The organism is Seonamhaeicola maritimus (assembly GCF_008056315.1).
In the GTDB taxonomy this organism is placed as follows: Bacteria; Bacteroidota; Bacteroidia; order Flavobacteriales; family Flavobacteriaceae; genus Seonamhaeicola; species Seonamhaeicola maritimus.
On record NZ_VRKQ01000008.1, the window covers coordinates 694,735 to 719,376 of the forward strand.

Genomic DNA, 24,642 nt, shown 5'->3' on the forward strand with positions numbered 1-24,642 from the left:
TGAATGAAGGTAAGTGTGTTGATGATTACATATAACCACCAAGCGTACGTTAAAAAAGCTGTACAAGGTGTTTTAAGCCAAAAGACAAATTTTGACTTTGAATTAATTATAAGTAATGATTGTTCTACAGATAATAGTCATGAGGTAATAAATCAGGTAATTCAGGCCTATGATGGTAATGTTAAGATTAAATATTTTAATCAGGAGCAAAACTTAGGTATTCATAAAAATTTTAGATATGTGCATTCCATGGCTAATGGAGAATACATGGCTATTTGTGAGGGTGACGATTACTGGGTGGACGACTATAAATTGCAAAAACAGATAGACTTTTTAGATGGACATGAAGAGTATAGCTTATGCTATACGAGGTTTAAAACGCTCAATCAAGTTACAAAAGAGTTTGTATTAGATTACAATGCTAAGTATTTTACCAATAAAGAGCCTTCCATTGACTTTAATTTTCAAATTTTTCAAAAAGGTTGGCATCTTGGCAATCAAACTTTGGTGTTTAGGAATAGGTATTTTGATTATTCGGTGTATATGCGCTATGAATATATAAAAGACACCCATGTTATTACCCATTTATTGAATAATGGAAAAGGAAAATGTTTAAACTTTGTTAGTGCTGTATATCGTATTCATGATAAAGGTATATATTCAGCACAAACAGAATATCAAGGCTATTTTATTGGCTACCGTACTCATCAGGAAATTTATTTAAATAATAAAACCAATAGATTTTTAAAACAGAGACATTTAATGTCTCTTCAAAACTTTATTAATGTTAATCTAAAGAAAGGCTACTATTTAAGAGCTTTTTGTTTAAGTTTTAAGTTGTTTTTTAGGTCACCTAAATTTTTGACCTTATTGCGAAATTTAATGCGTATAATAAAAAGGATATTAAGGGTATGAGTAAGAAGTGCCTTAAGATTGCTTTTATTGTTGGAAGATTTCCTGCGGTTTCAGAGACTTTTATTGTCAATCAAATAGGAGCTCTAAAAAAGACAGGTCACCATGTAGACATTTTCTGTACGAGAGAGGTTGATAAGAACCCAGTAATTAATCCGTTAGTTTCCAAATATGAACTTTTAAAATCAACAACAAAGTTTACGCCAAAAGGGCTGTTAAAAAAAAATAAAGGTCTTTTAAATAAATTTAAAATTCTCTTAAGAAGCTTAGGTACAAAAGCGTTTTTCCCATTACTTAAAAGTTCCAGATATCTAACATCGGGTAATATGGAAAGGGTTAATCAACAATTTTCTAAAGTCTATTATAAATATTACTTTAATGTTCGTCATTTTGATGTGGTGCATGTGCATTTTGCTGATAATGCGGTACATCTTCTAGAGCAGTTGAAAAGATTTAAAGGTAAGGTGATAGTTACGTTTCATGGTTATGATGCCCATAATTATTCAGCCGACTATTTTATGGGCTTACAAAACCTAAGTCATATTATATATACGGTTAATACAAATTATACCAAACAAAAAGTAATAAAATTAGGATTTCCAAATGAACTGATAGATGTTTTACCAGTTGGTTTGGATACGTCCTTTTTTAAGCCAGTAGATAACCATAAAAAAGATTCATTTAATATTTTATTTGTAGGTAGGTTAATACATTTAAAAGCACCTCTTTTATCAATTAAAATTGTTGAGCAGTTAATCGGAATAACCGATAAAAGAATTATTTTCAATATTATTGGTGTGGGAGATTGTTTTTTACAGTGCAAAAAATACATTGAACAGAATAATCTTGCGAAGTATATTCATTTATTGGGAAGTAAGTCACAAGTAGAAGTTAAGAAACTAATGAATACCGCTGATGTATTTTTATTTCCTGGGATTGTTGATGATAGTGGACGTTGTGAAGGTCAGGGGTTAGTCATTCAAGAAGCCCAAGCTATGCAAATACCTGTAATAATTTCAGATGTAGGAGGTATGAAAGAAGGTGTTTTAGATGGAGAAACAGGGTTTGTAATACATGAAGGGGATATTGATGGGTTTGTGAAGAAAATATTGTTTTTATTTGAAAATCCTGAAAAAATAATACAAATGGGAAATCGAGGAAGAGCGTTTGTTAAACAAAATTATGATTCTAAAGTTTTAGGAGAACAATTGATTAATATTTATAATAATGCTTAGATATAAAATGTACAGAACGTCATAGATATGATTACAAAACACTTATTAAAAATAATTAATATCCTCTTAAAAAAGTTCTATACTTTCAATTTAGCTAAATTAGGTTTAATGTTTAATACAGATAAGGCGGTTGGGCATTTTTACTTGCCTCATTATCAAAAGCATTTCAGACCATATAAATTCAAAAAAATTAAGCTTCTTGAAATAGGGGTTGGGGGTTACGAACATCCAAATTATGGAGGACATTCTTTAAGGATGTGGAAATCGTATTTTTGGTATGGGAAAATCTTTTCCTTGGATATACATGATAAATCAGCTTTAGAAGAATCTAGAATCAAAATTTTTAAAGGCAGTCAAGTTGATAAAATGTTTTTAAATATGGTTTTAAGGCAAACAGGAGAATTGGACCTGATTATTGATGATGGTAGCCATATAAATGAACATGTTATTGAAACATTTAAAATATTATTCCCAAAGTTAAAGGATGGGGGTATTTATGTCATTGAAGATACGCAAGCCTCTTATTGGAAAGATAAAGGAGGGGATAGTGAGAACTTAAATAATCCAAAAACGATGATGTCCTTTTTTAAAAGTTTGGCCGATGGTTTAAATCATAAAGAATTTATTATACCTGATTATACTCCTAGTTATTTTGATCAAAAAATAAGATCCATGCATTTTTATCACAACTTAATATTCATTTATAAAGGAGATAATGATGAACCTTCGAACTTGGTTGTTAATAATATCAGATAGATATATAAAATGCTAAATCAATGAATATTTTGGAACAGCCTTTAAAGGAGGTTTTCGCATTAGTAGATTTTGTTTTAAATGATTTTCAGATAGTTATATGAAATACTTTAAGCTCAGTATTATACTTTTGTATATTCGTGAATTATAAGCTACCTATTTTGAATATAAACTCATTAGTTTCCATAATCATCCCTAATTATAATAGAGCATCTCTTATAGGAGAAACCTTAGACTCAATTATTATACAATCCTATACAAATTGGGAATGTTTGGTTATTGATGATGGGAGTTCTGATGATAGTGAAAATATTGTAAAAGGGTATACTGAAAAGGAATCACGGATTCAGTTTTATAAAAGACCAGACAATAGACCAAAAGGGGCAAACGCCTGTAGAAATTATGGATTAGAGTTTAGTAAAGGTGTTTATATTAATTGGTTTGATAGTGATGATATAATGCATCCTGAAAAGTTGAAAGAACAAATCAAGAGCTTAGAAAGTAATAAGTTTCCATTTTCTGTTTGTCAATCTTACGAGTTTCATAATAACTTAAAGAACATTAATTTAAGATATTGTAGCTTAAAATCTGAAAATCCATTTGAGGATTTTTTAAGTAAAAAAATTGTTTGGTTAACCCAAGCACCTCTTTTTAAAAGAAGTTTTATAGTAGAAAATAATTACATGTTTGATGAGGAGTTACAGGCTGGTCAGGAATGGGAGTTATTTGCTAGAATTTTATTTGATTACACCAATTATGGTATAGTTGAAAAGCCTTTGGTTTATGTAAGACGCCATTCAGACTCAATTTCTGATGGAATGTCAAATGATAGAATGTGGAATTATTATTTAGCAAGAAGAAAAATTTATGATAGGTTTAAATTAAAATTAAGTTCAAAAGCGAAAATAAGTCTTTACAGAAATTTTTTATTTTTCTTTAAGTGTTTTGTTAGAGAAAAAGATTTTAGAAGGGCAAAAATAATTTGGATGACTAACTTAAGGCAATGTCCAGAACTATTTTTAAAAGATCATTTTAATTTGGCTATGGGCTGTGTTTTTATGTGTTTTTTTAATAAAGGTGATGGCTATTTAAGTAGAGTGTCGTTATATGATAAGAAATAAGCTATGGGTTTGATAAATAAGATGTCAAAAACTAACTTTAAAAAGCTAATCGCATTTTTGGAATATAAAATGCGTACCAAAAAGCAACAGCTTTTAAATACGGTGGTAAAGCATCAAATGGCTAATTTTAAATCCATTCCCATAATTATTATTAGTTTTAATCAGTTATTATATTTAGAAAAATTGGTGTCATTTTTATTAAATAAAGAGTACACCAATATTATTATTGTAGATAATAATTCTTCATATAAACCATTACTTGAGTATTTTAAGAATATTGAAAATAAGGTAACTTTATACAGATTGAAAACAAATGATGGTCATTTAGCACTTTGGAAAAACACAACAATTTTTAATACCCATTGCAAAGGATATTATGCAGTTACAGACGCCGATGTAGTTCCTTTAAATGAATGTCCAGATGATTTTATGAAGTATTTTCGCAAGTTATTAGATAAGGCTTGGTTATGCACCAAAGTAGGGTTTTCCTTAAAAATAGATGATGTTCCAGACACGAACCCTAACAAGAAACACGTTCTAGAGTGGGAATCTAAATTTTGGACTACAAAAATAAATAGTTTAGCTTATAAGGCAGAAATAGACACCACATTTGCCTTATATAGACCAGGCTATCAATATAAACTTAAAGACTTTACTAAGGCATGGCGAACCGATTACCCAATGCAGGCCATTCATGGTGGATGGTATTTAGATGTTGATAATTTAACTGAAGAGCAAGCCTATTATATTAATACGGCTAATCAATCAGCATCATGGAATATTGATAGTAAAGGAGTCTTAGTAAATATAAAACATAAACCGCTCTACAAGGATGAGTCATAAAACAACTCCTTTAGTATCTATATGTATCCCTACTTATAATGGAGAAACCTTTCTTGAGGAAGCGCTGGATTCTGCAATTTCACAATCCTATCCAAATATTGAGGTTGTAGTATCTGACGATGCTTCTACCGATGCTACTTTAGATATTATTAAAGCTTACAAACACAAGACAAGTATTCCTATTAGTGTTTATAATCATAAGCCACAAGGTATTGGCGCCAATTGGAACCACTGTGTTAAACAGGTCAAAGGCGATTATATTAAGTTTTTGTTTCAAGATGACCTTTTGCACCCTGAGTGTATTTCAAAAATGATGAAAATGGCGCTTTCAAAGCCTAATGTGGGTTTAGTATATTGTAAACGCCATCTTCTTTATAGTAAGACAACGCCTAAAATAAAAGATTTTATGGCGTTTTATGGCAATTTACATACCACCTGGCAATCTTTAAAAGTTGAGCAAGGTATTATGAAAGGCAGCAGCTATTTAAAAGATAAAAACCTATTAAACGCTCCAAAAAACAAAATAGGAGAACCGGTGGCTGTACTTTTAAAAAGTACTTGTTTTAGTGAGGTAGGTTATTTTAATGAGGACTTACAACAAACCTTAGATTATGAGTATTGGTATCGGATAATGAAAAAATATAACATTGGTTTTGTTAATGAAGTTTTAGTGTCTTTTAGGTTGCATGATGCCCAAGCCAGTGTCACTAACAAAGCCAAAGCCATACCAGATCATGTGTTGCTTTATAAAAGTTATTATAAAAACTTGTTTTGGCACTTACACCCTAAAAACAAATTAAAACTATTAAAATTATACCATCCACTTTTTAAACTATTGGTATCTTTAAAACAAAAAACAAATGCCAGATAGTGCCCCGTTTGTTAGTGTTTTGTTACCAGTCTATAATGGTGAGAATACCTTAAAGGCTACTATAGAAAGTTTAATGGGGCAAACCTATAAGCATTTTGAGATTTTGATGGGTATAGATGGCACAACAGATGGTTCTAAAGTCATAGCAGAAAGCTTTGGTGATTCTAGAATTCGTATAATAGAACATCCAGTTAATCTGGGGTTAGCCAAAAATTTAAATGCCTTAATTGAGGCGGCATCAAACAATACAGAATTTTTTGCCATGGCAGAACAGGATGATGTTTACGTGCCGCAAAGACTAGAATGGCAAGTGAAGTTAATGAAGAAACATCCTAAAGTAGGCTTGGTGTCTGGAATAGCTGAGTTTAAGAGTGAAAATAGACAAGATTTATTCCCTGGAATATTGGCGTACAAAAAACAATTTCCGCAAGGCAAAGATTTGTTTACCTACTTATACCAAAATCAATTAAAGGTGGTTAATACTTGCATGATGATTAGGAAAGAAACACATGAACAAAATAGTTTTCAATTTAAAAACACCTACGACAATTTTAACGTAGATTGGGATTATGTATTACGCTTTGCTTTAAAGTCTCAGGTATATGGACTGCCAAAGGTATTGGTACGTATGAATAGGTATATTAGCCGTAATTCTGTAACTACTAATAAAAGGGGACAGTTTAAGGCATCTAGACAACTGTTAAAAGATTTTAAAAAAGAATTTCCAAACCTAATTAACAAGAAGTTGTACAATAAAGCGCTAAAAACACAACATAAGATAGAACTGGGGCACCGCAGTAAAATGGGAATTATAGTTTATGGTATATGGTATGCCATATGTTATTTAGATAGTTATTTTTTAAAGTATATATTAGAGCGTAAGAAAAAATATTTTTTAAACTGAGAGTTGAGCTTATAAATAACAAAGAAGTGAAGAATTATTCAAATTTGAATATAAAACAGAAAAAAGTATTTTGGAAAGAAAACCCTTTGCATGGGGAAGTTGAAATAAAAATTCAAGAAATTGAAAATTTTAAAATGTATAATGAAAATGATGACACTGTTGTAAAGGAACTGTATTGGACTAATTTTATGGGTTGGGAATATACAAGTCTTGTTTTATGGAATGATCTCTCGAAATTAAATAAAAGTGGCGTTATTTATGATATTGGGAGCTATACAGGTGTTTATTCCATAATAGCTGCAAAACATTCTAGAGAAAATAAGGTATTTGCATTTGATATACAAACAAATACCTTAGAACGTTTACGTAAAAATTGCTTAATAAATGATTTAAATAATGTTTTTGGACATAATAAAGCATGCACAGATTTTAATGGTGAAACCACTTTTTCTTTTTATCAAGAAGAAGGAATAATAAGTTCGGTTGCTAGTTTAGTTCAAAAGAAAATGAATAACCTTAATCAAGGAATAGATGCTATTAAACTTGATGACTTTAATAGTGAAATAAGCAAGAATCATGTTGTTAGGTTGTTAAAAATAGATGTTGAAGATGCTGAACTGAATACTTTAGCTGGGATGCAGAAAATATTATCTGTTCATAGTCCTGACGTTTTAGTAGAAATAAATAATTATAATAACTTAAAGAAAGTTAAAAAGTTGTTTCCGAAAGCTTATAGGATATATGATATCGACGAAGATAATTTTTCAATAAGGAAAATTGGGTGGTTTTCAAAACCTAGTAAACATCGAAATTATTTATTTACAATTAAAAAGAAGCGTAGGATAAGAGATGTATTTACGGGAAGAGTTATTTAATTTTTAAAGTGTGATGAAAGTTTGTATATTATCTGGAAGATACCCTGGAACTCAATTTGAATCTACTATTAATCATAAGTTATATGCTGATAAGTATTCGTATAGCTATATACATTGTAATTATCCAACAAAAGCAAAGAATCCATATTTAAATAAGATACATTATATTTTAAGTTATATTGATCTTTTTGATTATATAGTTTGGATTGATGATGATGCCTTTTTCTTGGATTTTGAAAATGATATTATGCAATACTTGCCTGATGAAAATGTTTTCATGTCAATATGTCGAAGCCCAACTTTTAAAAAAATTAAAACATTCTTTAGCTCTGGGCAATTTATATTAAGATGTAATAAGAAGTCTAAACGATTTTTGGAAGATGCATTAGAAGTTAATCTTGTCGAAGTAAAAAGCTGGTGGACTAAAGATTTGGGATATTTTTCAAATGGGGATCAAGATATTTTTATTTATTTGTTCCTTACACAAGAAATTTATATGAAAAAATACAAACTATTTGATTATAAAGCCTTTAATAGTAGGTATGAAAATCTCTTTGAGAAAGATATTCATAAACCTCTAATAATACATTTTACAGGTGTCCCAAAGATTAAAAAGTATAATTATATTAAGACGCAACAAAAACTTAATTTGCACGCTTCATTAGTTCCACTAGGGTGGCTTGAAAATTATAAATTGCATATGCGGAACAGTAATTTTCGTTTAAAGAAATGGAGATTAAAGAAACTTATTAAATGGTTTTATCGTTAAAAAAATATAGCATAGATTTTTTGCCAATTCAATTAAAGAAGAAGCTGTCTAATTATGAATATGTTTTTAACCCAAGTTTTGTTGAACATGAAAACATCAATTATTTAGCTTTGCGTGTTTATTGTGAAGTAGAACAAGCAATATTGGCCTATGTTTACTGCTGGTATTCTGACAATGAAAGAATTTATGAAATTAATATTTCTGAAGAGCTTGAAAAAGAATTAGATATTGATAAGGTTGCGGATCCAAAACTTTTTATAATGAATAATTCTGTTTGGGGTACTTTTAACACAGGTTATTCAAAAGAACAAAATAAATTGGGGATTTTTGAATTGTGTAAAGCAAAATTGATAAGTAGTTATTTGTGTTTTTATCCAAGCAGGATAGGCATAGAGAAAAATTGGGCGTTTTTTTATAATGAGAATAGTATTTATGCTTTGTATGGTATAACTCCACTTACTATATTAAAAGGTGAGTTCTTAGATAATAATAAAGTTATTTTTGAAAAATATTTTGTTGATAAAAAAACGTTCTTCCATAATTGTAGTATTGGTACACCTCTTTTAGAATTTAAGAATGAATATATATTTATAGCTCATCGTAAAATAATTAGAAATAGAAAAAGATTATATATTGGGAGACCATTTACGTTGTATTTTGGAGAAAACACTAAATTAAAAGCCAGTAATTTGTTTTTGTTTCATTCTTTAAAATCTTTATTTGGTTCTAGAAAAAAGTTCAATGATAATCTTATTTCATGTACTTATTTTTCTGGGATATTTAACAAAAATAACAACAAAATTATTTTAGGTTATGGCATAAATGACCTAAAATGGAATTTAATTGCTTTGGCAAAAGATAAAATATGGCATTAAGAACTTATTACTGGAATAGGCTTAAAGTTTCCCAATATAGATATTATAAGCATAGGCTTTGGAATCCTGCCAAGGAAGTGTTTAAGCATGGTAATTCAGGAGATATATTCAATGAGTATTTAATTAGGTATTTGTATGGTAATCAATTGGTAGAAAATGTTAGGACTAAAGGAGATAAACTTTTATTAGTAGGATCTACATTGTCAGTTATAGAATATGGCGATATTGTTAATGGTATTGGGTGGAAGGGTAATGATTTGTCTAATAAACAGGATATTATAGCTTCAGCAAAAGTTTTTGGTGTTAGAGGTCCCTTGACTAGATTACTTTTTGAAAAATATGGAGCGGATTTATCTAATTTAAAATTCGAGCTAGACCCTGGTCTTTTAATTAAAGAAGTGTGTAACTTAAAAATTGCCGATAATACTAACAAAAATGTGATTTTTATTCCTCATTTTAGAGATTTTTGGATTTATAAAGGGAATTATCCGAGAGGATTGAAAGTTGTTAATATTGATAATAAGCCTGAAAAAATTGGGAAAGAAATACAAAAAGCAAAAATAGTTTATACCTCATCACTTCATGGGATCATTTTTGCCCATGCTTTAAATAAAGAATGTGTATTCGTCAAACCACAATCGAGTGAACCAATTTTTAAATATAAGGACTATTTTTTATCTGTTGGTATAGACTATCCAGATCCCTTGGAAAATGTGTTTTCAATTGATTTTATTAAAGATAAGAGTACTGTTTTGTCAAAAACTATCGGGCTTAAAGATTTTTATTTTCCAGATGTTGAATTTTTAAAAAAATCTAGAGTTTTAACATAAGTAATGTTTGAAATATGGCTATTGCTTTTGAAGTTATTTTAATTTATAATGTAAATACTAGTTTTATCAAAAAAAGCATATTATCAACTAATTTGTTCTTTAATTAAATAGAAAAGTATGAAAGTGTTCTTTCCTTTCGGAAGAAATAGTAATCGGTTTCTTGATGAAATAGAGTATTATTTTAAAGGTGATTTTGTGTATGGAGAAATTAGTGACTATAATAAAACATACAGTATTGTTAATATACATTGGCCTGAAGCCATTTTTAAGTGGGAAGATCCATCTGAAGATGCATTGAAGTACTTTGAAGAGGCTTTAAAGAAATGGCAGAAATACTCTAAAATTGTATATACAGTGCATAATGAAAATGCGCATAGCCGTAACTTTAAAAACTCAAAAAAACTTTACGAACTTGTTATTATTTATAGTGATGCTTTTGTTCATCTTGGGGATTTTAGCAAAAAAATGTTGGTAAGTAATTATCCTGAAACTAAGAGTAAACTTCATGAGATAATACCTCACCCTTTATATTTAAAATACAAAAAAAGTATTAATATTTTAGAAGCGAGAAAAAAGTTAAACTTACCAGAACATGCTAAAGTAGTTTTAGTATTTGGTAATATTCGTGACAAGAAAGAATATAAATTAATATTTAAAGCTTTTAATAAGTTAAAAGTTAAAAATAAAATATTATTGATTTCTAGAATGCCTTATTTTTTAGATTGGGTACCTTCATGGCGGTTAAAAACCTTTTTTAAATGGCTTAAAAAATTTTACTTTAGTCTATTCTCTAAATACAAATTTTTTTATGACTTTGTAAAGCAGGATGAGATTCCTTTATATTTTTCTGCTGCTAATGTTGTTTTTATACCGCGTATAAAACAACTCAATTCCGGAAATGTTTATTTGGGACTTTCTTATAATAAAGTGGTGGTTGGTCCTAATATTGGTAATATTGGAGAGGCATTATCTAACAAATATCATTGTCTTTTTAATCCTAAAAATATAAATTCTGTTGTTGAGGCTTTGGAAAAAGGGTTAAGTAGTAATAAAAACTTGGATTACACGCAACAATATAAATTTCATATTCCAGATAATGTTACTAAAAGATATGAAAGCTTTTTTACAAGACTTTTAAATGAATAGAACTAATCAAATATCTGTTATAGTTCCTACTTATAATAGAGCACATATTTTGAGTGAGACATTAAATAGTGTGTTAGCTCAAACTTATTCTAATTTGGAGTGTATTGTTGTTGATGATGGAAGTACAGATAATACAGAAGAAATTGTAAATTCCTTTAGCTTAAAAGATAAAAGAGTAAAATTCTATAAACGACCTGGTAATTATCCTAAAGGAGCTAATGCCTGCAGACAGTATGGTTATAAAATAAGTAGTGGAAGATATATTAATTGGTTAGATAGTGATGATGTTTTTGCACTTGATAAATTGGAATTGCAAATAGAAAAATTGTTAAAAGACAAAGGTAAAGTTTGTGTTGCTAATGGAGAGTTCTTTAATACGACTATTGGAGATTCTCCTAATGATTTATGGGCAAAAAACTTGGGTGAAAAAAATACATCACAATCTTTAATTCTTCAAAAAACAAGATGGGCTACAGGTGCATTATTATGGGATAAAAGTGCTGTGTCTGTTGAATTTTGGGATACTGAACTACAGGGAGGTCAGGAATGGCTATTTCATATATTATCTGCTATAAATATTAAACAAGAAGATTTCGTTTTTATAAGAGAACCATTACTATATATTAGAAATTCAAATGATTCCATTACGAGAGATAATGTATTGGTATTTAGATATAATAATTATTTAAATGCCAGAGTGTTATTACTTAATTATTTATTTGAAGAAGATAAAAGGACCTTTAACACGTATTTTAAAGCTATAGGAATGTATTCTTTAAAATATATTAAATATCTAATTAAAAGTGGCAGCTATTTAATTGTTTTAAAATTCCTGAAAATAATTTTCACAGCATCTTTCATAAAATCTATAAAGTTTTCTTTTGGTGCTTTGGTGTTTAAGGCAATTAATAAAGATTATTTTTTGAAGCAAACCTTTAAAAAACAAAGGCTTTATGTCCTTTCTAAAGAATGGGCAAGACACGGGAAGAATTCTGGTTATCAGCGTATTATTAATTATTTTAAAATTCCTTTGGTTGTTTCTAAAGGTTTCAGGCTTCCCTATAAATTAGTTCAGTTATTAAAAAACAAAACGAATATTTTAAACTATAGGGGAGAAACTGTAGTAAAAGAATTGGTTATTCTTTTTAATATTTTTAGAAGTAAAAAAATACATGTGCTTTACGGAGATATGGATTATTATTTTTTACACTACATAAAAAAATTTCCATTTAATATTCGTAAAAACACATTAGTTGCAACCTTTCATCATCCCACTTATGAGTTAGAAAGGAGACTCAATTATAATAAAGAAAAGGTATTGGGAGCTCTTGATAAAATTATTGTTATGGGACCAAATCAAACACCTTTTTTTAAACTATATACAAATGCCGAAATTAGGTTTATTCCACATGGCATTAACACCAATCAAGAAAACGATTTTAAACCTGTAGTAAGGCAAAATCAAATTTTGTTAGTAGGAACTTCTCATAGAGACCATAAGAGAAATATTGAAATAATGGAAAAGCTTTCTCAAAAGGCAACGATTACTTTTGTAATTATTATGTTTGAGGAGTACGCCAATCAATATGCGCAATTTAATAATGCTATATTATTGACTCACAATGTGTCTGATAAAGATTTATATTACTATTATAAAACGTCAAAAGGACTTTTAATGTCACTTAAAGATTGTACAGCTTCTAATGCTATTTTAGAGGCTATGGTCTATAAATGCCCGTTAATTATTAATGATGTTGGCGCTGTAAAAGATTATATTCCCGAAAGTTCAGGAGTACCTGTTTTTAGCACTGATAATATAAAAGGAACTCTTGAGTATATAGAAAAGCTAATTAAGGATGAAGAGTATTTGAATAAAATAGTTTTTAATCAAAAAAGCCTTGTGGAAAAGTATAATTGGAATATCATAGCAGAAGAAACAGAAGATTTTATTTATTGGAACAAAAATTGATTTGAATAAGAAATTAACAACCCAGTCCTATTGGGAAGACTATTATAGTGATAATCACGCTAATAAACAGCATATTATTAATGTCTGTTCTTTCTATGATGACTTTTGGGAAATATTCATAGACTCTAAGAGCTCTGTTGGAAAGACACTTATTGAAATAGGTGGTTTTCCTGGGCGCTATTTATCCTATTTGGCTTCAAAGTTTAAAGTCTGTCCTACTTGTCTAGATTTTAATTCAGACAGACAACAAATAGAGAAATCTTTTGAGGTATTGGAAGTAAATCGATATAATATTATTCAAGAAGATTTTACATTGTATAAACCTCAAAAAAGGTATGATTACGTTTTCTCAAATGGTTTTGTAGAACATTTTGAAGAATACAATAATATATTGGATTTACACAATTCATATCTCAACAAAAAAGGAAGATTGATGCTAATGATTCCTAATATGAAAGGATATATAAAATATTATAAAAAGCTAGTAGATAATGAAAACTTGAAAATACATAATTTAAAGTGTATGTCCTTAAGTGTGTTTGAAGATTTTGCTCAAAGAAATAACTTAAAGGTTGTAGAGCTTACTTATTTTGGAGGCTTCCCTTTTAGTGTTCATCAAAAATTGAACTTAATTCAAAAAATAATTTTTAAAATTCATCGATTGGTATTTAAGTTTTTTTTGAATAAATATGTACATAAATACCCTTCAAAATATTTTTCTTCTACCATAATAGCTATTTTTGAAAAACCCTGAAGTATATGTGTGGCTTCTTAACCGAGTTTTCATTTAATTCAAATATTACTGGTAAATCTATATTTACTAATTTATTAGGCTTGTCTAAACACCGGGGGCCAGATAGTACTGAAATATTTTCTTGTGATCACTACCAGTTAGGTTTTAATAGATTAGCCGTTTTAGACCTTTCCGAAAATGGAAACCAACCAAAATACAGCCCCTCAAAAAGATATCATGTGGTTTTTAATGGGGAAATCTATAATTATAAGGAGTTAAAGACTCAATACAAACTTAAAAACCTAAAATCAACCTCAGATACCGAAGTTTTAGTACATCTATTAGACCTGCTTGGAGTAAAGGATACCTTAAATGCATTGAATGGTATGTTTGCCATAGCAGTAATGGATGTACAAGCAAATACACTCTATCTAGCTAGAGATTTTGCAGGGATAAAACCACTTTTTTATGGTATGTCCAGCAATGGTTTGGTGGCTGCTTCACAATTTAATCAAGTGTTTAAACATCCTTGGTTTAAAGATAGCTTAAAACTTAGGGCAGATGTAATTAAGGAATATTTTGCGTTTGGTTACATGCAAGCACCAAATACTATATATAAAAACATTTTTCAGGTAAAACCAGGTGAGTGTATAGTGATTAAGGATAACGAAACTGTTGAACGCTTTAGTTTTAATAAAGAAATTGCTACAAAAGAAGAGATGTTAAAGTGTTTTGAAAAGAACCAAACAAAGGCAGCTTTAATGAAGGCCGTAGAGAGGCAATTGGTAAGCGATGTGCCCTTAGCATCTTTTTTAAGTGGCGGAATAGATAGCCCTCTAATTACCGCACTTGCTAAAAATAAAAAGCCAGATTTAAGAGCGTTTACCTTATCTGTTAAGGATGATGCCCTAGACGAAGGAGCACAGGCAAGTTTGTACGCTAAGGAGTTGGGCATAAATCATGAAATCCAGCAGGTAAAAGAAACGGATTTAATTTCTGAAATTAACAAACATTTCATGTTTTTTGGAGAACCTTTCGGGGATTATTCTAGTATACCAACATATTTGATAACTAAAAAAGCTAAAGAGCATCATACGGTTATGTTATCTGGTGACGGTGGAGATGAATTATTCTTTGGCTATCCGCGTATGTTAGATATTGTTAAAAATAGGCATTGGTTTAAACTACCTATTCTAATTAGGCGACCTTTAATCCGTTTAGCTAGTAAGCTAAAGTTAAACAAAACATGGGGTCCGTTTCATTATAAAACCATAGGAGAATGGGTTCAAGGGAAACAGGCTTATATATTTAAAAACCAATTAAATGAATTTTTTAAGGATGCTGAGTTTTCAAACGAGTTTAAGGAGTTGTACAATTTTGAACATGCTAATACAAATAAAGACTTGATCCTTAAATTAAGGGAAAATGAATTTTTTGGTCATTTACAGCGTGTGCTTGTTAAGGTAGATCGTATGAGTATGGCTAATAGTTTAGAAGTGCGTGTGCCATTTTTAGATAAAGAAGTGGTAAGAGAAACCTTTAATAGACTACCAGAAACCTTTCAATCATCCAATGACTTAAAAAAAACATTAAAGCTATTAATGTTAGATTTTTATTCGAGTTCAAGTATAAATAATAAAAAACAAGGGTTTGCAGTACCCATGGAAAAGTGGTTAAAAGGCCCTTTAAAGAAGGAGGTGAAGACCTTGGTTTTTGATACCGCATTTTATGGAGCGGGGTTAATTAAAACCAATGCCATCAAAGATTATGTGAAAGATTTTTATGCAAATAAGCATGAGGCTGCTTGGGGTGTTTGGCATATTTATGCATGGCAGAAATGGGCACAGTGTGAAGGGTTAATACAGAATAATTTAAATTAGCCAAATAAGAAAGTAGAATTTTTAATGTTATAAAAACTAATTTGAAAATAGCAATATATTCTGGATCTATTCCTAGCACGACTTTTATAGAGAGCCTAATTCAAGGGGTGGCGGAAAAACATAATGTTCTATTATTTGGAACAAGAAATGAGAGCGTATTGTATAGTTTAAGCAGTATTAAACAACATACAAATTCTAAAAAACCCATTGTTAAGGGGATTCAAACATTATATCGCTTGCTTTTATTATTATTTGTGAGTCCAATGAGATTCAAGCTGATTTTTGAAGAATTAAAACAGCTTAATTCTTGGTATGAGAAATATAACCGTTTAAACAAAATTGTTCCTGTTCTTCTACATTTACCGGATGTGTTTCATATCCAATGGGCTAAAGATGTTGAACAGTGGAGCTTTCTAAAAGATAAACTTGGGGTAAAACTAATCTTAAGTTTAAGAGGAGCCCACATTAATTACTCGCCCATAGCAGACCCTAGTTTAGCGCAATCATATAAAAAAACCTTTCCTAAAATAGATGCTTTTCATGCGGTATCAAAAGCTATTGCTCTTGAAGCCCAAAAATATAATGCGCCTGAAGAAAAAATGACCGTTATTCACTCACCAGTTCAGAAAGAAGTATTCAATGCTTTTAAGGTTTACAAAAAGAAAGATTCAACGCAGATAAAAGTGCTTTCTGTGGGCCGTTTTCATTGGAAAAAAGGGTACAAGTATATGGTGGATGCTGTGGATGTTCTTAAAAAGAAGCATATTAATATACATTATACCATAATAGCATCTAATCAAGTTTCTGAAGATATACTTTTTCAAATAAATCAGCTAGGTTTGGAGAGAGATATAACAATTTTAAAAGGACTTTCACAATCAGAATTATTTAATAAGTACCGTGAGTTTGATGCTTTGGTGTTGCCAAGTTTAGAAGAGGGGATTGCCAATGTGGTTTTAGAGGCCATGGCATTAGGGATTCCTGTTATATCCACAAATTGTGGAGGAATGGCTGAGGTAGTTTTACCTAAAGAAACTGGATGGTTGGTGCCCCTAAAAAGCCCGCAGGCTTTATCTGATGCTATTATAGAGTTAAATAAAACATCTGAATTAGAACTACAAGAGGTTGTCAAAAGAGCTCATGAATATGTTAAGACTTATTTTAATGCGGAGGATTCAATAAAAAAGTTTTTGGATTTGTATGTAGAAGTTCTTCAGTCTAATTAGTTGTTTATTCTAATAGGATGAAGGTTCCGCTTTTAATTATTTTGAATGAGCTTTTTCTAGTTCTTAGGTGCTATGTATTAATGATAGTAAGATTCTTTATTGAATTTTTAAAAGCAGATAAGGCTTTTTGCTTTGTTTTGAATAGCCGTAAAATTGTATATTGCATGGGTATTAAATGAAAACTATAACTACCCCAATAATACCAACAAAACAAACCTTTTATAAGGTAGATGCTCTTCATGAATTAGATTTAAAAGCCATTTGTGTTTTTACCGCCATAGGTTTTTTTTTAGACCAAGATACTTATTACCAAGATACCAAAGTATTACGTCCAGCAACGGAATATACATTAGATTCAAGTAATAAGGTTTTAAATTCTAAGCCTTATTTTAATTGGCATTATCGCCCCAGAGATATAAGTTTTGAAAAAGCTCTCGAAGAATTCTCAAGACTTTTTGAAAATATTATTAAGGATCAAACAACCGGTAAAAAAGTGATTTTGCCATTATCAGGAGGTTTAGATAGCAGAACACAGGCAGCTGCTTTAAAAACCTTACAGGCTGATGTTTCTACATATAGTTATGAATTTAAAGGAGGTTACCCAGAAACAAAGGTGGCAAAAGAGGTGGCAAAAGCTTGTGATTTTAAATTCCAAGATTATAAAATTAATAGGGGTTACCTGTGGAATGTTATTGAAGATTTAACAGAACTTAATAGGTGTTATTCAGATTTTACGAGTCCAAGACAAATGGCAATTTGTAATAACTTTAATGAGATGGGAGATGTCTTTTCTTTAGGACATTGGGGAGATGTACTGTTTGACTCTATGAATTTATCTGATTTATCTCATGATCAACAAGTAGAAGTTTTAATATCAAGACTATTAAAACGAGGCGGATTGGAATTTGCATCATTGCTTTGGGAAGAATGGGAACTGGAAGGGCACTTTAAAGATTACTTTAGAAGTAGAATAAGTGAATTATTAAATACCATAGATATTGATAATTCCAATGCTAGGTTAAGAGCCTTTAAATCTAAATACTGGGCGCCGCGTTGGACATCAGTTAACTTGTCAATATTTAGTAAATATAAACCCATTACTTTACCTTATTATGATGATAGAATGTGTCAGTTTATCTGCACTATTCCAGAGTCTTTTTTAAAAGGCAGACAATTGCAAATAGCTTATATAAAGAAAAGAATGCCTGAGTTGGCAAAAATGGAATGGCAAGATCAAAGACCATTTAATTTATATAATTATCATCTAAATAAGAAGCCATACAATTTACCTTATCGCATTATAAATAAATTAAAAAGAGAAATAAAAGCTTTAACGGGAAAACCTTATGTACAACGTAATTGGGAGTTACAGTTTTTAGGAAAAGCCAATGAGCGCTTTTTGAAAAAATATATTTTGGAGTCTGGTTTAGAGAATTGGGTATCTCAATCTTTATTGAAAACGCATCTAAACGAGTTTATTCAAGGAGATAGTTTGAGGTATGCGCACTCAATAAATATGCTTTTGGTTTTAGCTAAGTTTAATCAACAAAATAGTACTATTGGATAAGCGCATAAAAATATTATTTACCATTCCTAATTTTGATACTGCTGGTAGTGGTAAGGTGGTTTATGACTTGGTAAAAGGTTTGGATAAACAGAAGTTTGAACCCGAAATTTGTTGTTTTCATAATCGGGGTGATTATTTTGAGAACATAAAAAAGTTAGATGTTAAGATTCATATATTTAACTTCGCTGCTCCCTATAGGCCTTTTTTAACCTTGCCATTCAGGATTTTAAAGATTGGCATGTTTTTTAAAAAGCATCAATTTGATATCATCCATTCATGGCATTGGAGTTCTGATTTTACTGAGCCATTAGCTGCTAGATTAGCTGGTATTCCATTTGTTTATACAAAGAAAGCTATGGGATGGGGGAATAAATCGTGGTTATGGCGGTCTAAATTAAGTAAAAGAATAATTGCGATTAATACAGATATGTCTTCTCTGTTTTTTCAAAAACTGAAATATAAGGTGGAGTATATACCATTAGGAGTGGATACTGAGTTTTACAAACCACAAAAAAAATCTATTAAATTACAAAATGAATTAGGTGTTCAGCCTTCTGATTTTGTAGTGATTACGGTTGCTAATTTGGTGCCTGTTAAAGGAGTTGAAGTTTTAATTGAAGCTGTGAAAAACTTAAAGGATGATTCAATTAAATTGTTGATTGTTGGAGATTATAACAACAACTATGGGAAGGACTTGAAAAATAGATATGAGAGTAATTGGGTTCAATTTATTGGTAAACAGAATGATGTACGTCCGTATATAGCCTTGTCTGATGTTTTTGTGATTCCCACTAAAAATGAAGGTCGTAAGGAAGGTCAGCCTATTGCTCCTTTGGAAGCTATGGCAATGGGTAAAGTTGTAGTAGGTTCTAACGTTTCTGGTATAAAAGATATACTTCATGAATTTGGAGGCAATTTAATTGAACCAGGAAATATCAAATCATTATCATTGAAAATAAAAGATAAGAAGATATTTGGGGATTTAGAACGAAATAGAGAAGGTTTGGAGATGAGGGGATATGTCATTTCCAAATTTGCATTAAACAAGAGTATGTTTAGTCATGAAGTTTTATACAAAACGACAGTCAAATGAATATAGGTATTGTATTATCAAAAACACCAAGCTATTCTGAAACTTTTTTTATATCGAAAATAAAAGGTCTTCAAAATCATGGTTTTGATGTGACCCTATTTGTTCAAGATAAAACCAATGATTTTTCGCTTTGTTACGTTAGAAAGGCTCCTAAAGTTTTTAATAGAAACCCTCCATTACAGATTATTACTTTTCTAGTAATGTTTTTTAAAATACTACCATTTTGGTCAAGAATAATTAGATTTATTAATTTGGAGGTGGCTGCTAATAGGAGTTGGTTCCGTATTATAAAAAACATATATAATAATGCACATATTTTAAGGGCTGATTTAGACTGGGTGCATTTCGGATTTACAACCCTGAGTTTGAATAGTGAACATGTAGCTAAGGCAATAGGAGCTAAAATGGCAGTTAGTTTTAGAGGTTTTGATTTGGATTTATACCCATTGAAACACCCCCATTGTTATGATATATTATGGAAGCAGGTTGATAGAGTGCATAGTATTTCAAAATATCTATTGAATAAAGCCTTGGTTTTAGGACTTCCTGATACAATACCTTACGATATTATTACACCAGCAGTAAAAATTAAAAAGAAATCATCCCCAAGGGATAGTCATGCTATTTTAAAATTTGTCACCGTTGCAAGGTTACATTGGATAAAAGGTTTATCGGAAACTTTAGAGGCGCTTAGAATGCTTAAATCTAGAGATGTAAAATTTAAATATATAATTATTGGACAAGGTGATGAATATGAGGCTTTAAAGTTTGCTATCAGTCAATTAAATCTAGAGTGGGATGTTGAATTATTAGGCAGAAAATCTCATGAAGAGACCCTCTACATAATTGAGGATGCCGATATTTATTTACAATATAGTTATTCAGAGGGTTTTTGTAATGCTGTTTTAGAAGCACAAGCTTGTGGTGTTTTATGTGTTGTGTCAGATGGAGGCGGCCTGAATGAAAATATTATTCATGAAGAAACAGGTTGGATTGTGCCAAAGAGAAGGCCAGAATTACTTGCCGACAGAATGTATCAAGTTGTTAAATTACCAGCTAATAAAAAATATGAAATTAGGTATAATGCCTTCCAGCGAGTAGAAAATAGTTTTACCCTAGAAAAGCAATCCGAAGCTTTTTTAAATTTTTATAATGAGCATATTAATTAAGTTTTATAATTTTTTTCCTAAATCAACCAAGACTAAATTGAGACAATTCGGTTTAACTAGTCGCATTATTGATTGGTTCATAAAAGATAAGAATGCGTTTAGAGTGGTTAAGACACTTGTAAGTAGAAGGTATTTAGAGAGGGAAATTCAATTTTTGTTTTTTGCTTCAATTAAAGATGCCGCTAAGGCAAAAACACATGGTTTTGAGACGAAGCTATTACAAAACTCTATGCGTCTTTGTGCAAAAATAAAAAAAGAGGAAACCAGTTTATTTATTTTGGATATTGGTGCTAATTTTGGTTTTTTAAGTTTAGTTTGGGCTAATTCCTTAACTGTAAATGAAGGTGCTATTTTTGCCTTTGAGCCTAATAAAAATGTTTTTAAGGCGTTCGCTAAGTCAATATCTAAAAATCATTTAGAAACTATGATTACTTTAGAAAATTGCGCAGTTGGAAGTGAAAAAAAGATCGTAAAATTAAATCTGAACAATACAACTTCCAATGTTCTTGATATAAAAGCCTCAAACAAGTCAGAATATGTACAAATGACATCAGTTGATACTTATTTATTTGATAATGCTATACAAAAATGCGATTTAATAAAAATTGACGTGGATGGTATAGAGTTAGATATTTTAAAAGGTTGTTCTAAAACATTGCTAAAATATAGACCTATTTTTATTGTGGAAACTAATGAAAATAAGGATATCATTGAATTTTTTAAATCAAGAAATTACAAGGTGCTGGACATGGATTTAAATGAATATATTGTGGGGGAGTTTATGCCGCCTAATATTTTTTGTATTCCAAATTAGTTTTATTACATGTTATTTAAACTATTAAAATATTTACAGCCAACACATTATTTTATCAGATTGAACTATAATGGGGCTTCAGTATTTCCAGATGTAAATGCTTTATCGGATACCGTTTTAAAAGATGTGGCATTTGATGATAGGTTTTCAAGTGAAGTATCGAAGCAATATGACGCCTCTTGGCAATTGATTCAAAAGGGTTATATAGGCCATGCTAAAACCATTGAGACTATTGAGGTATTACCTCTAGAAGATGAATATCATTTTATTAGAAAATATTTTAATACGGCCTGGGTACTTTATGTGTTGATGATTAGGCTATTTAGCCTCCATAATCCTTTTAAAGAAATTATAGCTTGGTCTAGAACAAGACATATAAAGCGCACTCAAATTCTAAAAAGCCCAATTACCTATAAGAATTGGCAGCATTTTAAAGCGTCATTATTGGAAGCTGTTCCAAAAGTCAGTGTCATTATTCCAACCCTTAATCGGTATGAATATTTAAAAGATGTACTAAAAGATTTAGAGAAGCAAGACTATAAGAATTTTGAGGTGATTGTGGTTGATCAGTCCCAGCCGTTTCAAGAAACATTTTATAAAAATTTCCATCTAGATTTAAAAGTACAATATCAGCAAGAGCCTTTACTGTGGCAAGCTCGTAATTGGGCCATAAAAAATAGTACTGGAGACTATTTGCTTTTTTTTGATGATGATTCTAGAGTAGATAGCAATTGGATACGCAATCATTTAAAATGTCTTGATTTTTTTAAGGTTGACCTGTCTTCAGGGGTGTCTATTTCTAAAGTAGGTGATAAGGTTCCGGAGCATTATTCATTTTTTCGAATAAGTGATCAATTAGATACAGGTAACGTCATGATTAAAAAAGCAGTCTTTCAACAAATAGGGTTATTTGATAGACAGTTTGAAAAGCAACGTATGGGTGATGGCGAATTTGGTATGCGTGCTTATTTGAACCATTTTAAGAATGTGTCTAATCCCTATGCGAAAAGATTACATTTAAAGGTAGGCACTGGCGGACTTAGAGATATGGGGAGTTGGGATGCTTTTAGAACTAAAAATTTATGGCAACCTAGGCCCATACCAAGTGTTTTGTATTATTTTAGAAGCTATTTTGGAAATACCCATGCTAAATTAGCTTTGTTAAGATTGGTTCCCCTTTCCATAATGCCTTATCGTTTTAAGAAAAACAAAGGTATGCTGGTTTTAGGAGTTATTTTTTCTGTTTTTATTTTTCCTTTTGTTTTAATTCAAATTGGTAAATCATGGCGCTTGTCAAGTATTAAAATAAAGGAAGGCGCTTTAATTGATTCTTTAGATGGATTCTAACAAACAACAGATTCTTATTGTAACATCTGAATTTCCACCGCAACCTGGAGGTATTGGCAATCATGCCTATAATTTGGCAAATCAACTTAAAGCACATCATTTTGGAGTTACCGTTATTGCAGATGCCAGATCCAGTTCTGGCGATGAAGAACGAATTTTTGATGAAGCTTTATCATTTAATGTTTCAAGGGTTTGGGTCAGTAAATTGAGAATAATAATGTACGTGAAGCGCCTTATGCTGTTAAATAAAGCTTTAAAAAGGCATCAGGTTGTTTTCGCTTCAGGTAAGTTTTCATTGTGGAGCGTTGCTTTATTTAGCTTGTTTTATAGGCGAAAGTATTTTGCCGTTGTTCACGGTACAGAAGTTAATTTTAAGAGTCTTATATTAAAAGCCGCCATAAATGGTGCCTTATGGCGCCTTAAAACTATCATCGCTGTTTCCGGATATACCAAATCATTATTAAAAGGGCCTTTTCATAAAAAGACGATGATCATCCCTAATGGTTATGATGCTACTAAGTGGAATAAAACAAATAGTTCTGAATTAAAAATTAAGGGGAGTCCAAAACTTATTACGGTTGGTAATGTAACGGAACGTAAAGGGCAGATACATGTGATTAGACATTTACCTCGGTTAATAAAAAAGTATCCTGAGGTTCATTATCACTGTGTGGGAATTCCAACTGAGATGGAAAGTTGTATCCAAGAAGCCAACATTTTAGGAGTGCAAAAGCATATAACTTTCCATGGAAAAGTGTCGCAAGAAGATTTGTTGAAGTTGGTTGGGAGCTCTGATATTTTTGTCATGCTAAGTGGAGAGACCAAAACAGGTGACGTGGAAGGGTTTGGAATAGCTATCATTGAGGCTAATGCTTTAGGCGTACCTGCTATTGGAGCTATGGGCAGTGGTATTGAAGATGCCATACTTAGTAAAAAGTCGGGGCTTCTTATAAAAGGGAATGATACAAAGGCATTTTTAAATGCTGTGGAGACCATTTTAAATAATAAACAAACTTTTTCAAAACAGGCATCTATTTGGGCGGATAAGCACCGTTGGGAGCATATAGTAAAGCAATATATAGACCTTATCAGAAGTATCGATTAAATATTGAAAATTCTAATATCTCACAAATAGAAAATGTCACAAGTCCAATGTCATTCAGAAGGAACGTAGTGACCGAAGAATCTCTAAAACCAACCTTGTCATTGTGAGGAAACAATAAAATTGGATATGGTAATCTTCTAGCATTTAAAGTATCAAAACATTTAACAGATTCTTAGGTTTGTGCCTTACTCAGAATGACGACTCAAAGCAAACCTACTGTCATTGTGAGGAGCTTAGTGAGGTAACAATCTCTTTGTTTTAAGAGCAAACAAAATTAGGCTATTCAAATAGGAGATTCTTCACTTCGTTTTACTCCGCTCAGAATGACAATTGTCCTATGTCATTCAGAAGGAACGTAGTGACTGAAGAATCTCAAAAACAAGCCTTAGTAATTGTGGGGAAACAATAAAATTGGATATGGTAATCTCCTAGTATTAAAAGTATCAAAACATTTAACAGATTCTTACGTTGGTACCTCATTCAGAATGACGACTCAAAGCAAACATACCGTCATTGTGAGGAACGTAGAGACGTAACAATCTCTTTGTTTTAAGAGCAGGCCAAACAAAATCAGGCTATTCAAATAGGAGATTCTTCACTTCGTT

General features: G+C 30.7%; 22 protein-coding genes. All 22 read left to right on the forward strand.

The window, feature by feature from the left end; translation table 11 throughout:
• Positions 1-3 precede the first annotated feature (3 nt).
• The 22 genes from FUA22_RS02920 to FUA22_RS03025 all read left to right on the forward strand — a co-directional run bounded on the left by FUA22_RS02920 (position 4) and on the right by FUA22_RS03025 (position 24,037).
• Positions 4-915: a glycosyltransferase gene (locus tag FUA22_RS02920; protein WP_147766338.1), complete on the forward strand. Its 912-nt coding sequence runs from the start codon at positions 4-6 to the stop codon at positions 913-915.
• The gene (locus FUA22_RS02925; protein WP_147766339.1) at positions 912-2,147 is read left to right on the forward strand and encodes a glycosyltransferase; all 1,236 of its coding nucleotides are present in this window, start codon (positions 912-914) and stop codon (positions 2,145-2,147) included. Before FUA22_RS02920 ends, FUA22_RS02925 begins: the two co-directional genes overlap by 4 nt.
• A 27-nt stretch (positions 2,148-2,174) precedes the next feature.
• Positions 2,175-2,903 carry a class I SAM-dependent methyltransferase gene (locus tag FUA22_RS02930; RefSeq protein ID WP_147766340.1) on the forward strand — a complete coding sequence of 243 codons (729 nt, stop codon included), beginning with the start codon at positions 2,175-2,177 and terminating at the stop codon, positions 2,901-2,903.
• Positions 2,904-3,061: 158 nt separating this feature from the next.
• Positions 3,062-4,021 carry a glycosyltransferase family 2 protein gene (locus FUA22_RS02935; RefSeq protein WP_206667077.1) on the forward strand — a complete coding sequence of 320 codons (960 nt, stop codon included), beginning with the start codon at positions 3,062-3,064 and terminating at the stop codon, positions 4,019-4,021.
• Between the two features lie 21 nt (positions 4,022-4,042).
• Positions 4,043-4,864: a glycosyltransferase gene (locus FUA22_RS02940; RefSeq protein WP_170309829.1), complete on the forward strand. Its 822-nt coding sequence runs from the start codon at positions 4,043-4,045 to the stop codon at positions 4,862-4,864.
• Complete coding sequence (locus tag FUA22_RS02945) at positions 4,854-5,735, forward strand: glycosyltransferase family 2 protein (RefSeq protein ID WP_147766343.1); 882 nt, start codon at positions 4,854-4,856, stop codon at positions 5,733-5,735. The genes FUA22_RS02940 and FUA22_RS02945 overlap by 11 nt, the downstream gene beginning before the upstream one ends.
• Positions 5,725-6,639, forward strand: coding sequence for a glycosyltransferase family 2 protein (locus FUA22_RS02950; RefSeq protein ID WP_147766344.1), 915 nt, complete (start codon positions 5,725-5,727; stop codon positions 6,637-6,639). The genes FUA22_RS02945 and FUA22_RS02950 overlap by 11 nt, the downstream gene beginning before the upstream one ends.
• Before the next feature lie 26 nt (positions 6,640-6,665).
• Positions 6,666-7,514 carry an FkbM family methyltransferase gene (locus FUA22_RS02955; RefSeq protein WP_147766345.1) on the forward strand — a complete coding sequence of 283 codons (849 nt, stop codon included), beginning with the start codon at positions 6,666-6,668 and terminating at the stop codon, positions 7,512-7,514.
• A 13-nt stretch (positions 7,515-7,527) separates the two neighbouring features.
• A complete protein-coding gene (locus FUA22_RS02960) occupies positions 7,528-8,283 on the forward strand; it encodes a putative nucleotide-diphospho-sugar transferase (protein ID WP_147766346.1) in 756 nt (251 codons plus the stop codon).
• Positions 8,268-9,158: a hypothetical protein gene (locus tag FUA22_RS02965; protein ID WP_147766347.1), complete on the forward strand. Its 891-nt coding sequence runs from the start codon at positions 8,268-8,270 to the stop codon at positions 9,156-9,158. Before FUA22_RS02960 ends, FUA22_RS02965 begins: the two co-directional genes overlap by 16 nt.
• Entirely contained in the window at positions 9,149-9,988 is an 840-nt protein-coding gene (locus FUA22_RS02970) for a polysaccharide pyruvyl transferase family protein (RefSeq protein WP_147766348.1), read from the forward strand. Before FUA22_RS02965 ends, FUA22_RS02970 begins: the two co-directional genes overlap by 10 nt.
• Before the next feature lie 117 nt (positions 9,989-10,105).
• The gene (locus tag FUA22_RS02975; RefSeq protein WP_147766349.1) at positions 10,106-11,134 is read left to right on the forward strand and encodes a glycosyltransferase; all 1,029 of its coding nucleotides are present in this window, start codon (positions 10,106-10,108) and stop codon (positions 11,132-11,134) included.
• Complete coding sequence (locus FUA22_RS02980) at positions 11,127-13,103, forward strand: glycosyltransferase (protein WP_147766350.1); 1,977 nt, start codon at positions 11,127-11,129, stop codon at positions 13,101-13,103. Before FUA22_RS02975 ends, FUA22_RS02980 begins: the two co-directional genes overlap by 8 nt.
• A 1-nt stretch (position 13,104) precedes the next feature.
• Positions 13,105-13,857 carry a class I SAM-dependent methyltransferase gene (locus FUA22_RS02985; protein ID WP_170309830.1) on the forward strand — a complete coding sequence of 251 codons (753 nt, stop codon included), beginning with the start codon at positions 13,105-13,107 and terminating at the stop codon, positions 13,855-13,857.
• A 5-nt stretch (positions 13,858-13,862) separates the two neighbouring features.
• Positions 13,863-15,716: an asparagine synthase (glutamine-hydrolyzing) gene (gene asnB / locus FUA22_RS02990; RefSeq protein ID WP_147766352.1), complete on the forward strand. Its 1,854-nt coding sequence runs from the start codon at positions 13,863-13,865 to the stop codon at positions 15,714-15,716.
• Between the two features lie 41 nt (positions 15,717-15,757).
• Positions 15,758-16,942 (forward strand): glycosyltransferase family 4 protein, encoded by a 1,185-nt coding sequence (locus tag FUA22_RS02995; RefSeq protein WP_147766353.1) that lies wholly within the window; start codon positions 15,758-15,760, stop codon positions 16,940-16,942.
• A 175-nt stretch (positions 16,943-17,117) separates the two neighbouring features.
• Positions 17,118-18,509 (forward strand): asparagine synthase-related protein, encoded by a 1,392-nt coding sequence (locus FUA22_RS03000; protein ID WP_147766354.1) that lies wholly within the window; start codon positions 17,118-17,120, stop codon positions 18,507-18,509.
• On the forward strand, positions 18,502-19,602 hold the full coding sequence (locus FUA22_RS03005; protein WP_147766355.1) for a glycosyltransferase family 4 protein: 1,101 nt from the start codon (positions 18,502-18,504) through the stop codon (positions 19,600-19,602). Before FUA22_RS03000 ends, FUA22_RS03005 begins: the two co-directional genes overlap by 8 nt.
• Positions 19,599-20,771 carry a glycosyltransferase family 4 protein gene (locus FUA22_RS03010; protein ID WP_147766356.1) on the forward strand — a complete coding sequence of 391 codons (1,173 nt, stop codon included), beginning with the start codon at positions 19,599-19,601 and terminating at the stop codon, positions 20,769-20,771. Before FUA22_RS03005 ends, FUA22_RS03010 begins: the two co-directional genes overlap by 4 nt.
• Positions 20,755-21,585 (forward strand): FkbM family methyltransferase, encoded by an 831-nt coding sequence (locus FUA22_RS03015; RefSeq protein ID WP_147766357.1) that lies wholly within the window; start codon positions 20,755-20,757, stop codon positions 21,583-21,585. The genes FUA22_RS03010 and FUA22_RS03015 overlap by 17 nt, the downstream gene beginning before the upstream one ends.
• 9 nt (positions 21,586-21,594) lie before the next feature.
• Entirely contained in the window at positions 21,595-22,932 is a 1,338-nt protein-coding gene (locus FUA22_RS03020; RefSeq protein WP_147766358.1) for a glycosyltransferase family 2 protein, read from the forward strand.
• Entirely contained in the window at positions 22,922-24,037 is a 1,116-nt protein-coding gene (locus FUA22_RS03025; RefSeq protein ID WP_147766359.1) for a glycosyltransferase family 4 protein, read from the forward strand. The genes FUA22_RS03020 and FUA22_RS03025 overlap by 11 nt, the downstream gene beginning before the upstream one ends.
• Positions 24,038-24,642: the final 605 nt, after the last annotated feature.